The sequence below is a fragment of the Corallococcus sp. CA054B genome, from assembly GCF_003611625.1.
GTDB classification, from domain to species: domain Bacteria; phylum Myxococcota; class Myxococcia; order Myxococcales; family Myxococcaceae; genus Corallococcus; species Corallococcus coralloides.
The window spans coordinates 1-11180 of record NZ_RAVY01000262.1; the positions used below are offsets into that span (position 1 = coordinate 1).

The following is an 11180-nucleotide window of genomic DNA, read 5'->3' on the forward strand; positions in this document are numbered from 1 at the left end:
ACGGCGCGCTGCCGATGATGAAAGAACATCGATTCGAGCCACTGATGAGGCGTTTCGGCGAACTGGTCCTTGCGCAGATGTTCTTCCGAGAGGTCTACGCCGTCCTATGAATGAGGGGATGCCTCAGGTCCGAACTAGCAACGCAACGTCGCAAGCCCAACCGGAAAGCTGTAATGGCGGCGCTATTAACTTCACGTGCGACTGCGTCAGTTGGTGCTTCTCGATATCGAAGCAGCCTCAAAAAATGGGCAAAATGCCACCCGCAGATCACACAGACAAGGCACTCGTCCAAATCCACCCCCCCCATCAACACAGCAACTTAGGGCCTCTCCCAATGAACCAGCGAAAATTGACAGCAGCATGATGCCGTTGAAGCAAAGGCGCAGGTGAAAGATTGAACCGCAAGCTCTCGCCGGAACGGCATGGAAACACCAGTGTGGCCAGAGGTGGTTGCACTCAGCACTTCTGTCGTCTTCCCGGCGCGCACTTCACTCTGGATCAATTTGAACGATCCTCGCAGTCTCCAAACCAACGTTAGCTCCAGAAGCCACTGAAGCCCGCCTAGCATCGAATTCCAAACAGCATCTTTGCACCATCTAACCTTCCACCTGACCTTGAAGGCCAACTCGCGCCAGGGTGTGCACCCAAGAAAGCATTTTCGCTACCCGAGTGAGCCGGCGAGGAATACCCGGCATTCCCTCCCCATGCGTCCTATCCCTTGAAGCCACTGTCTCTCTCTGGCTGAGGCCTCCGACCCAAGAGCAAGTCAGCCACATGTGGCATCCCCCCAGTCAGAGCACTTTGGCCGACCAAGCATCGGGGGAGCGCCACTCAGGCAAGCGCCGGACCAGGGAAGGCGTCGAGAGGGGGTTCTAAGTTTACTTCAGGTCCTCGAATCTATCATACCGATGGGCATCGGCTCCGGGTGGCCACCACTTCTCCCTACACTGGACGCATTACCGGTGATACACAGGGATGCTGATGCCGATGCGAATCCGGCGACTCTTCTCATGTTCATTCCCCACACAGGCAACGAGATGCACAAACCACTCTTTCACACAGGAAAACAAAGATGATCACAGAGTTCCACATCAAAAACTTCAAATCAATCGCCGAACACACGCTCGAACTAGGACGAACAAATGTCTTCATAGGTGAAAATGGCTCTGGGAAGACCAATATCCTAGAAGCCATCGCAACAATGGGCGCAGCCATCTCCAATAAACTATCAATCGAAGAGCTCTATACTCGAGGCGTTCGGATTGCAAAACCATCAATCATGATCAGCTCGTTTTCAAAAACCAAGACGCCAAAAAAAGTGGACTTCAGCATCCAATACCTCCCCAAAGAAACAAGGCAAGGGACGGGCTTTGGCTTATCCTTGTCACCCATGGATGAGGGAGCCATTGGCGCGACATGGAATCTGGCGTCATACGATTTCTCGCACCAACTCGCCAGGGATGTAGCCGAGGCATTGAGAAAGCAAGCCAGCGCTCTCGATTCCTCCCGATCATCTGCCAATCCGGAGCCCACCATCAACCTAGCAGATTTAATCATGTCTCAACTGCCCCAATCCGCCAGGGCACTTGAGTCTTTCTGCATCTATGATCTAAACCCGCTTGCGCTTCGCGGCATCCACAATGTGAGCAGACGGACGCCTCTTGGCATCAACGGTGAAAATCTTGATGTATTCCTATCCGCTCTCGACACAGACCAACTAAAAAAACTGGAACACTATTGCAGCATCATCTCTTGGTTTGACAGATTCATTGTCGACACTGAAGACGAATTGAAATTCAAGGGCCACAAACTCGGGCGGAGCACATCTAGACTTTACTTCCAAGATCGCTTCATGCGAAAAGGAAACAATATTTTTTCAGCCGAAAACGCCAATGAAGGCATTCTCCACATACTATTCTACCTCGCGCTATTCCTGTCTGACAAGACTCCGTCATTTTTCGGAATAGACAACATCGAAACCGCGCTCAATCCGCAACTTTGCCGAGAACTCATGAAGGCGCTCGCGGCAATGGCCAAGGAGCATGGGAAACAGACGCTCATCACCACGCACAACCCCGCGATCTTGGATGGATTGAACCTTCACGATGAAGAGCAACGACTCTTCGTCGTCTATCGAAACGACGAGGGGCAAACCACCACACGGCGAGTTAAAGTAAAGCCAGAGGTCGACGGGGCAAAATACAAGCTCTCGGAGTTGTGGATGCGCGGCCACCTGGGTGGCATCCCCAAGGCATTCTAAATTATGCGAATGGGGATTATCGCTGAAGGACGCGGCGATCTGGCTGTCATTGGAAACATCCTAAAAGGCAGCCTTGGGATCGAGTATGAATATGTCACACATCTAAGACCTGAATACCAACAAGACGAGACAGACCTTGCAACCCAGGCGGAAGAAAGCTTCAGCAACTGGGAGCTCGTAAAAAAAGAGTGTACCGACTACTCACGCATCGAAGAATTCCTAACCAGCCCAATTGACGAACCACGGATGGTCATCATCCATATCGATGCGGCGGAATGCGAGCTAAGCGGCTACGACGTATCGCGCCCGTCAGGCGAGCGCAGTCCTGAATCAGCTGAGGAGTTGCGTAGGCGCATCGCCATAAAAATCGACGAATGGCTAGCTGGCCGCGGCACAGAGCGAATTCACTATGCCATCGCAATTGAGGAATCTGACGCTTGGCTATTAACGCTCTTTTCTCCCCAGGAGACGTCTAAGTATCCCAGCCCCAAGGAAACCCTTCAGAGAGCTTTGAATAGACCCAACATTCGCTCCACCAAGGAGCGCAAACGCGACTTTCAGAGAAACACATTTGACCGATACAACGAATGGAGCAAACCTTTCAGAAAAACCAGCACTCTGAAATCCGCCATGCAGCGAAACGCGAGTCTGCGGCTTTTTGTAGAATCCCTCACAAAGAACAGTGCGCCGAGCAAATAGGTGCATCTCACACCCGGCTATTGACGACGAGCGCAATCAGGTCAAACCAAAACAGACAAACCAAAGGCCTCGTAATTACCAATTAGCCGACAGGCACCTGTCTCAAGCAAAGAGCCTGTCGACATTCCGCATGCGCCAGCAGGCATGGCCTCAAGGCACTGTCTTTTTGACTACTACACACATCGCAATCCTTGTTTCGACAGCCCATTCGCGAGATCGCAATCAGGCTCTCGTTGCGAATATTCTCGGGAGGTTTGGCTTCGTAGATAGGGCTTTTGCTGCGCCGCCAGCAACAGGCGTGCCTGCGACGTCTGCGACCAGCTAGGGGCTGTCCCTGATCTCCGGCCCGAAAATCAACCTGGTGGATCAAACACGGGCGTTGGACCCGGCCTTGAGGGGCACCAGGAGGTTGCCAGCCAGCGTCAGGCATGATCAACGCTGGCTGTGCGCCGACATGAACTGAGCGATGCCGAGTGGAGCCGCATCAAGCCCTTGCTGGGCTCGCGTAGCGGCCCACCCTCGAAGCGAGGGGACCGCGACTTCATCAACGCCGTCATCTGGCGCGTGAAGACTGGGGTGCAATGGCGGGACCTTCCGGAGCGATTCGGCCACTGGAAGACCGTCTACAACCGCTTCCACCGCTGGGCGCAAGTCGGGCGCTGGGAAGCCATCTTCAAGGCCCTGCGACTTCCGGTGGATGAGCTCGGCTCGCTGGCAGACGCTTCCGTCGTCCGGGCGCATCAGGACGCCTCGGGCGGAAAAGGGGGGTCCGAAGAAATGCTCTGGGGCGTTCTCGAGGAGGTTTTTCAACGAAAGTTCACGCCGTCACAACGGCGGGCGGTAAGCCGCTCCACCTCGAAATAACGCCCGGCCAGCAACATGAGTCCACGATGGCCGAGGAGTTGTTGGTGCACGCCGAGGGCAAGGCCTTCATCGCGGACACCGGTTACGACGCAGAGCGCATTCGCGCCAACGCCCTGAAGGTGGGAATGACGCCTGTCATTCATCCCCATCCCAGCAGGAAGCAACCGCCTGCGCTGGACCGCACCCTCTATCGGTTGCGCTACCGGGTGGAGTGCTTCTTCCACGACCTCAAGCGCTTTCGGGCTGCGGCCACCCGCTACGACAAGACGGCGAAGAGCTACCTCGCCGTCCTGCACGTTGCTTCCATGCTTCTTTGGCTGCGGTAATCAGGGACAGCCCCTAGTTTCCCCAGCCGTACAAGCGAAACATGACGAATGTCTCGCGGCGGCGGCGAAACTACTCAGAAATAATGCACTCCCGGCATCAACGCGACGCAAATCCAATTGTGACAAGCAGAAGCGCGAAATAGCTCAGGGCCGCCAGCCGTCCAGAAAAAGCGCGGGGCCTGCGATTCTTGAAGAACAGCGTCAGGTTGATCACCGCCATTCCCAGGGGCAGAAGAAAGAGCCAGCCCGCAGTCAGCCACAAGTATAGTCCCACCGCTCCGGCCATCATCGCGAAGGCAATCACCGCGCTGGCCGTGGAGCCCACTTCGTCGCTGTAGAGCTTCTCTCCTGGCTTCGTGGTCCCTGGCCATGCGGTCTTTCGCATCACCTCCCAGTGCAGGTACAGGAAGACCATTCCCAGGATGGCCAGGAGCCCGTTTGGATTCACCGTCGTTCCGGTGCGCTCCGCGTGCGCCACCCAGACGAAGAGGCCGTGGCCCACGTGGAGCTGGATGGCGATTCCAATCATCAGGAACATGCTGCGCTGGTACGCGACCCAGTGCTTCTCCAGCGCCCAGAGCACCAGCGCGTGCACCATGATTCCGAGCAGGATGGCGGCCCGTACCCACGACACCGCCAGGTTCGTCCCGAGCAACACGGCAGCGTTGAGGCCCAGCACCACGTACAGGTCCCCGAAGGTGACATCTCCTTTCGCCAGACCTCGCCCTGGGTTGTGGACGAGGTCGTATTCGTAGTCGCGCAGCTCATCCACGATGCGCATGAAGTAGCCCACGCCCCAGATGCTCAGCGCGACGTGCAGCAGGTCCAGGGAGAACGTCAGCCCCCTGCCCCCGTCGAGCACTCCGAACATCCCGTCCAGGCTCACGCACCAGAGTGAGATCACCAGCAGGTAGAACAACGGCGGGTAACGCTGCACCGAGAAGCGCAGCGTGGCCCGCGCCCGGGCCATGACGGTCCTGCTCATGCCGCCACCAGCGTGACCGTCCCCGTGGAGCCATCCACGCGGACCCTGGCTCCGTCTGGGATGCGCGTGGTCGCGTTCGCCACGCCCACCACCGTGGGGATGCCGAACTTCCGGCCCGCGATCGCCGTGTGCGACAGCATGCTGCCGCGCTCAACGACAATGCCTCCCGACGCCAGCATCAGGAACAGCCAACCCGGGTCCGTCTCCTTCGCGATGAGGATGTCGTCCTTGCCCAGCGAGCCCACCGCGCCCGGGTCCAGCACGATGCGCGCGGTCCCCTCCACGATGCCCGCGCTCGAACCGATTCCCTTGAACAGCGAGGCGTTGTCGCTTGTGGCTTCCACGACCCTCGGGATGCCGTCCGCCACGCTTCCCACCGTGGTGAAGTCCCGCGGCGGCTGGCGCTCCTGATTATCCTGCTGCTCCCTGCGCCTCAGCTTCGCGAGCTCGCCCAGGTTTCTCGTGACGCTGCGGCCTTCGAAGTGGTCCAGCACCTCGCGCATCGTGAGGTAATGCACGTCCAGCGGCGCATCCAACACGCCCCGCTCCGCCATCCGCTGACCGAGCGCCGCGAACACCTGCTTGCTGAAGCCGAAGAGCTGCCCTCGCCAGAACCGGCTGTCCTCGCGCAGGCCAATCACCGTCCGCAGCCCTGCCAGGAGCTTCTCGATGGCCAGCTTCCGCAACGGATGCCCCTGGAGGAGCGTGGCCAACTGCGCCTCTGCCTCCGTGCGCCTGGCCCTGTCCGACGCCCTCAACTCCTCGCGCGTCACGGACGAGCGCGCGTAGGACTGGACGACTCGCACCAGGTCCCACGGCGTGTCCCGCAGGTTCGGGCGCTCTACGTTCAGCTCCTGCACGCCCCGGTCCCCGAACTCACTCAGGTGCTCACGAAAGGCTCGAGTGACCCCAGGCGGCACGTCCCCCGCGTCGATGCTCCGCCAGAGGGCTTCCGCCTCGCCTTCGTCGAAGCGCCTCGCCAGCGCCGGGTCCGCGCGCACCATCTCCGCGAGCGCCACCGCGGAGAGCAGCGCGTGGGTGCCCGCGTCCGGCTTCGCTCCGCACATCAGGCCCACCAGCAACGCGCTGGGGTCCTCCCCGGTCCACTTGAGCAACAGCCTGCGCGCCAGCCCGAAACACGTGTTGATGTACCAGTGATTGATGAGCGTCAGGCCCCACCAGTTCCCCACCTCCGTCCAGACGCGCCGGAAGTGATGGATGAGGACCAGCGGGTCCTCCTTTTCCACGGGTAGAGCCCTGAGCCCCGCGAGCGTCCGCTTCCACCAGGCCTCGAACGCGTCGAAGTCCCGCTGGAACGTCGCGGTGACGGTCAGCGCGCCCAGCGCGGAACGCCCCAGCGCGTATGCGTAGCTCGCCGTGTTGGGGAAGCTCTCACGGTGGCCCGGCAGCCGGATGACCAGCGATGCGTCCCGCTGGAGCACGTCCTCCAGGTCCCGCATGGAGGTCGCCGCGATGAACGGGTTGATGCCATTGACGTGCATCAGGTTCGACAGCGAGTGGTAGACGCGCCCGTCGATGAACCCCAGCATGTTCTGGAACGCGGGTGTCTGGTCGTGCAGGGCCCTCGCGTCCGCGCCCTTCATGCGGCGCAGGAGGTCGTAGAAGATGACCTCGTAGAAGTAGCTGGCCAGCGAGTACGTCAGCGGCGTCGTGACACCCGGGAAGCTCTCCGAGACGTTGCCGCAACCCCACACACGGATCTTCCGGAAGTCGAAGGCGATGGGCCTCGCTTGCAACACGTGCAGCATGCCGTCCTCCGTGAAGGTGCCCTCGATGTCCTGGGGCATGCCGAAGCTGCGCTCGATGTCCTTCGCCAGCGTGGCCAACCGCTTCAGCTCCTCGTCCGTGAGACACGGCGCGTCCCGCAGGTGCTCCGGCACGGGCCGGCGGACCAGCTCGCCTCCGGGCTTGGGGCTCTCACAGAGCATGTCCACCTTGTGGGCCAGCTCCCGGTCGATGTGGCCTGTCTCCGGGTGGATGAAGTAGTGGTCCACGCCCACCTTCTCCTGGACCACCCCTTCCCCGATGCCGTGCCCCGCGACGACCAGCGTGCGCCGCTCGGTCGTCTTCGGGTCGCACGTGAAGGCCACGAACGAGCGGCGGCCGGGGATCATCCGCTGCACTCCCACCGCCACCATCAGCCCCCGGACGTCGCGGCCCTGCGCCAGCCGGTAGATGAGCCCCTCCGGTGTGTAGGCGGAGGCCCAGCAGCGGCGGATGCGGTCCAGCAGCGTGTCCCTCCGCACGTAGAGGAACGTGGAGCTCACGCCCGCGAATGGATCCGTCTCCGAGTCCTCGCTCTCCTCCAGTGCACGGCCCACCACGGAGGCCCGCACGGCCACCATGCCTCCCGCGCCGAAGGTCCGGTCAAAGGCATCCAGGAGGGTGGCTTCGCGCTCGGCGCCCAGCGGGACCTGGAGGAAGAGCTTCTCAATCTCCTCCGCGACGCGGCGGATGTCCTGATGCGACGTCCGGTCCACCGCCGTGGTGAGCTGGTCGATGCCGGCCTGGAGCGGAGCCGCCACCTCCTGGAACATCGTGGTCGTGAGACAGAAGAATTCGGGGACCGGGAAGCCGTGCTTCGCCAGGTGCTGCTGGCGCGCGAACTTCTGGCCGACGTGCTGGGGGTCGCCGGCCTCGGTCATGGAGACGAGCGGTTGGGGGGAAGGCATGTCAGGGGATTCCTTCAGGAACGAAAGTCATTGAGCGCGCTCCGCAGGGCATCCACCGGGGACCTCGCCAACAGGTCCTCCGGCCCGAGCACCGCCGCGAGCCGCGAGACATCCAGACACTGTGAATGGACCAGCAACTCCAGACGCTCCGCCATCGCCCGGGCCCTCCGGCTGGGGGCCTCCCGCAGGACTCGCGGGAGCCAACCGGGGGCACGGACCTTCACGAGTGGAGGGGGCAGTCCCAGCCCCCGCCCCACCGCGCCCAGGAACTCGCCTCGCAAGAGCGGTTGTGAGTACGCGACGTTGAACGCCTGTTGTTCGTGACGCGGCGTCTCCACCATCCGCCGCGCGAGCCTCCAGAGGATGCGCCCCAGGTCATCCACATCGATGACCGAGCACCCCACCGCGTCGCCCCCGACCTGCACGCCCTGCTTCAGGAGCTTCACCATCGCGGGCAGGACGAACCGGTCTCCGCGCCCGAGCAGGAAGCGCGGCCGGAGCAGCGCCGCGTGCAGACCGGTCCGGACCGCGTGTTCCGTGACGACGTCCTCCGCCGCCACTCGGGAGCGGGCCAGCGCGGTGACGGGCCGGAGCGGATGATCCTCCTTCACGCCCCGGTGGGGACCCGCGCCATAGACAGACATGGAGCTGCCGAAGAGGACGCCCCGGCAATCCCTCGTGAGCCGCGACAGGAGCCGCCGTGTGCCGTCCACGTTGGTCCGCTCGTAGCCCGTTCCGTCCGTGTCCCGCTGCTTCGTGGCCAGATGCAGGACGACGTAGGGATACGGCGGGAACAACGCGTCCGGAATGCCGTGCAGATCTCCCCGCACGACGTGCACACCGTCTCCCCACTCACGGCCGTCGGGCGAGCGCACCAGCGCGTGCACGGGATGCGCTCCGCGCTGGCGCAGGAACGCCTGCCCCACCATGCCGGTCGCGCCCGTGAGCACGACTCCGAAGCCGCCTACCAGACCCATGGGACCAGCCGCTTGCGGCTCGCCGCGTACTCGGCGTAGCCCGGGAAGGAGCCCAGCAAGAGCCGCTCCTCGTGCCGGATGCGCAGGAGGACCGCCGGCACGAACAGCAGCGCGAACACCGCGATGCCCACGACCGCGGGGAACACCAGCAGGTAGCCCACGTGCGCCAGCAGCATGCCGGTGTACGCCGGGTGCCGGAGCCTCCGGTACACGCCTTCCGTCACGAGCAGGCTCGCGTCCGGCAGCCGCACCCGGTGCGAATAGGCCTTCCCCAACGTGCGGATGGCCGTGAGCCGCAGCGACACCCCGGCGATGAAGCAGAACAGCCCCACTGCTCGCGGCGCCGGCCCCAGCTCCAACGCGGGGAACGCGACCGCCAGGAGGATGGTGGTCAGACGGGCAATCGCATACAGCTCCAGCGTGGCGCTGTCCCGCTCCGCGGTGGGCTTCTGCGTCTCCCGCAGCGTCACCCGGCTCTCCACCAGCATCCACGTCAGGTACAGGCCCAGCATCAGGGCCGCGATGGGCCGGCTGTCCTCCGGCGTCCGCATCACCTGCCGCAAGCCCAGCGGAATCAGCAGCCCCACGCCCGTCACCAGCAGCAGCGTGGGCATCCAACGGTGCAGGCCCTTCATGACGCCGCCTTCGCGCTCACGGCGCCAATCAGCCCCGAATAGCAGCAGGTGTCTTCCTGCCAGCCCTGCACGGCGATCCACATGCGGTTGCGGCGCCCGTCGCTGCGCACCGGCTCCGCCCACTCCGGGAGCCGGAAGCTGGCGAAGGTGCGGATCACCACCGGCACGTCGTTGCGCACGAAGCGCCGGAACTCCAGCGTCAGGCGCGTCAGGATGAGCGACCAGTCCAACGGCAGCCCCACGCCGTGGATGGCCGCGATGGCCGCCTGCCGGGCCAGCTCCGTGAGGAGCATGCCCTGCACGTGCTCGGAGGGATGGTCGAAGACGAACTCCGGCGAATCGGTGAACGCGTTGAATTGATGGAGCGCCCCCACCCGGCAGGCGTTGGCGAGCAGCACGTTCGCCGGGTCGCGCTTGTGCACGAGCACCGGGTCGATGCGCTCCAGCGGACGGGCCTGCTCCGCCTCGGTGAAGGACTGCCGTCCCTCGGAGACGGCGTTTCGCACGGGGATGCGGGCCAGGAGCTCGGAGACGTTCTCCGGCGGATCCTTCTTCCACTGCTCGCCCACGCGCACGCCCACTGGCGTGGCATCCGCCCACTCCGCCAGCGCGGGGAACTCGGCGGCGCGCGCGCCCAGGTAGAGGCCGCAGTGCTCCTGCAGCACGGCGGCCAGGAACTCCGCCTCCTCCACGTTCTTCACCGGGATGCGACAGGGGTGCTCGACTTCCGGAAGAAGGGGCTCCGGCACGAGCAGGAAGGGGACGGCCTCCGGCGACGCCACCCGCAAGCGGCGCTCGGGATGGCTGGAAACGGAATCCATGTCTGCCTTTCTCCAACTGAGGGGGAAAGGCAGTCTAGGAATCGCGATGTCTCAACACGAGAACCGGGGAAGGCCCGCTTTCACGAGGCGGGAGATCAGACCCGGAGGGATTCGTGGGCCTGTCTCATGAACCATCATGACACGTCGCGAAATGCGTCTTGGATTGAGACAGGCGGTGCGCCCGCGGGCTCACTGCCCCTCGGGAGACTCCGGTTCGCAGCGGACCAGCACCTCCAGCTTCTCCCCACCACCGCCCAGGTAGATGGTTCCCGTCGTGGGCGTCGCGTCGGAGTCCTGGCGCCCCACCGCCACGCGCACGTGGTGTGTCAGATGAACACGTTCGCGAAGTCCTGACACACGCTCTCACGCGCTGCTCCAGCCCGCGCTCCACCTGCGCCGACACCAGCCGGGGGATGAGGCAGAAGGGGAAGATGCGCTCCGTGCCGCGCCGGTCCGCGTAGACGGAGAACGTCACGCCCTGGTTCATCAGCGCCCGCTCCGCCAGCGCCTGCATCCGGGAGAACTCCTCCGGGGAGCGTCCAACAGCCGCAGCACGTCCTCCCGTGGCGCGACGCCCGTGCCCAGGAACTCGTCCCAGGTGCCCGGCTGGATGGCGGATCCGCCAAAGAGTCCTCGGGCCTGAGGCGGCATCATGGTGGACCTCGCCTCGCCCCGTCACCGAAGACACACGACGCCCTGCATCAACCGCACTGTGTCGAGGGCTGGAGGCGGGTGACAGAAGCCGGCCGCGCACGTGCGGGTTCCCGAGGGCTGCGGCCGATGGTGAACACATGAAACAGGTGTGACACCGGCGGTGCGCAACCTGTCGGACAGTCGGACAGGTCGTGGGTTGTAGCCCGGCGGGGGCGTGATGACGGTGCGCCCCCAGCAGGACAGGTGGCGGGCAGGCGGGCGTGGGA

8 protein-coding genes and 1 pseudogene are annotated in these 11180 nt (G+C 63.2%); 3 read left to right on the plus strand and 6 right to left on the minus strand.

Features of this window, described 5'->3' with window-relative positions; all coding sequences use genetic code 11:
* The first annotated feature begins 1072 nt into the window (after positions 1-1072).
* From D7V80_RS37380 to D7V80_RS43240, 3 genes and pseudogenes are all read left to right on the plus strand, one after another.
* Complete coding sequence (locus D7V80_RS37380; protein WP_120592614.1) at positions 1073-2260, plus strand: AAA family ATPase; 1188 nt, start codon at positions 1073-1075, stop codon at positions 2258-2260.
* Positions 2261-2269: 9 nt separating this feature from the next.
* Positions 2270-2959 carry a hypothetical protein gene (locus tag D7V80_RS41590; RefSeq protein ID WP_147447343.1) on the plus strand — a complete coding sequence of 230 codons (690 nt, stop codon included), beginning with the start codon at positions 2270-2272 and terminating at the stop codon, positions 2957-2959.
* A 444-nt stretch (positions 2960-3403) separates the two neighbouring features.
* Positions 3404-4149 (plus strand): annotated as a pseudogene (locus D7V80_RS43240) (IS5 family transposase).
* A 97-nt stretch (positions 4150-4246) separates the two neighbouring features.
* Here the strand turns inward: D7V80_RS43240 and D7V80_RS37395 are convergent.
* From D7V80_RS37395 to D7V80_RS43550, 6 genes are all read right to left on the minus strand, one after another.
* Positions 4247-5134 carry a hypothetical protein gene (locus tag D7V80_RS37395; protein WP_233586018.1) on the minus strand — a complete coding sequence of 296 codons (888 nt, stop codon included), beginning with the start codon at positions 5132-5134 and terminating at the stop codon, positions 4247-4249.
* A complete protein-coding gene (locus tag D7V80_RS37400; protein WP_120592615.1) occupies positions 5131-7827 on the minus strand; it encodes a PEP/pyruvate-binding domain-containing protein in 2697 nt (898 codons plus the stop codon). Before D7V80_RS37400 ends, D7V80_RS37395 begins: the two co-directional genes overlap by 4 nt.
* Positions 7828-7841: 14 nt before the next feature.
* The gene (locus D7V80_RS37405; RefSeq protein WP_120592616.1) at positions 7842-8804 is read right to left on the minus strand and encodes an NAD(P)-dependent oxidoreductase; all 963 of its coding nucleotides are present in this window, start codon (positions 8802-8804) and stop codon (positions 7842-7844) included.
* Positions 8792-9439 carry an isoprenylcysteine carboxylmethyltransferase family protein gene (locus D7V80_RS37410; protein ID WP_120592617.1) on the minus strand — a complete coding sequence of 216 codons (648 nt, stop codon included), beginning with the start codon at positions 9437-9439 and terminating at the stop codon, positions 8792-8794. The genes D7V80_RS37405 and D7V80_RS37410 overlap by 13 nt, the downstream gene beginning before the upstream one ends.
* Positions 9436-10260 carry an AfsA-related hotdog domain-containing protein gene (locus tag D7V80_RS37415; RefSeq protein ID WP_120592618.1) on the minus strand — a complete coding sequence of 275 codons (825 nt, stop codon included), beginning with the start codon at positions 10258-10260 and terminating at the stop codon, positions 9436-9438. Before D7V80_RS37415 ends, D7V80_RS37410 begins: the two co-directional genes overlap by 4 nt.
* 189 nt (positions 10261-10449) lie before the next feature.
* The gene (locus tag D7V80_RS43550; RefSeq protein ID WP_255417678.1) at positions 10450-10578 is read right to left on the minus strand and encodes a hypothetical protein; all 129 of its coding nucleotides are present in this window, start codon (positions 10576-10578) and stop codon (positions 10450-10452) included.
* Positions 10579-11180 lie beyond the last annotated feature (602 nt).

Bases quoted from the DNA above. Each gene is read 5' to 3' on its own strand.
- D7V80_RS37410 (WP_120592617.1), bottom strand. From the start codon at position 9,439: ATGAAGGGCCTGCACCGTTGGATGCCCACGCTGCTGCTGGTGACGGGC.
- D7V80_RS41590 (WP_147447343.1), top strand. From the start codon at position 2,270: ATGGGGATTATCGCTGAAGGACGCGGCGATCTGGCTGTCATTGGAAAC.
- D7V80_RS37380 (WP_120592614.1), top strand. From the start codon at position 1,073: ATGATCACAGAGTTCCACATCAAAAACTTCAAATCAATCGCCGAACAC.
- D7V80_RS37395 (WP_233586018.1), bottom strand. From the start codon at position 5,134: ATGAGCAGGACCGTCATGGCCCGGGCGCGGGCCACGCTGCGCTTCTCG.
- D7V80_RS37400 (WP_120592615.1), bottom strand. From the start codon at position 7,827: ATGCCTTCCCCCCAACCGCTCGTCTCCATGACCGAGGCCGGCGACCCC.
- D7V80_RS37405 (WP_120592616.1), bottom strand. From the start codon at position 8,804: ATGGGTCTGGTAGGCGGCTTCGGAGTCGTGCTCACGGGCGCGACCGGC.
- D7V80_RS37415 (WP_120592618.1), bottom strand. From the start codon at position 10,260: ATGGATTCCGTTTCCAGCCATCCCGAGCGCCGCTTGCGGGTGGCGTCG.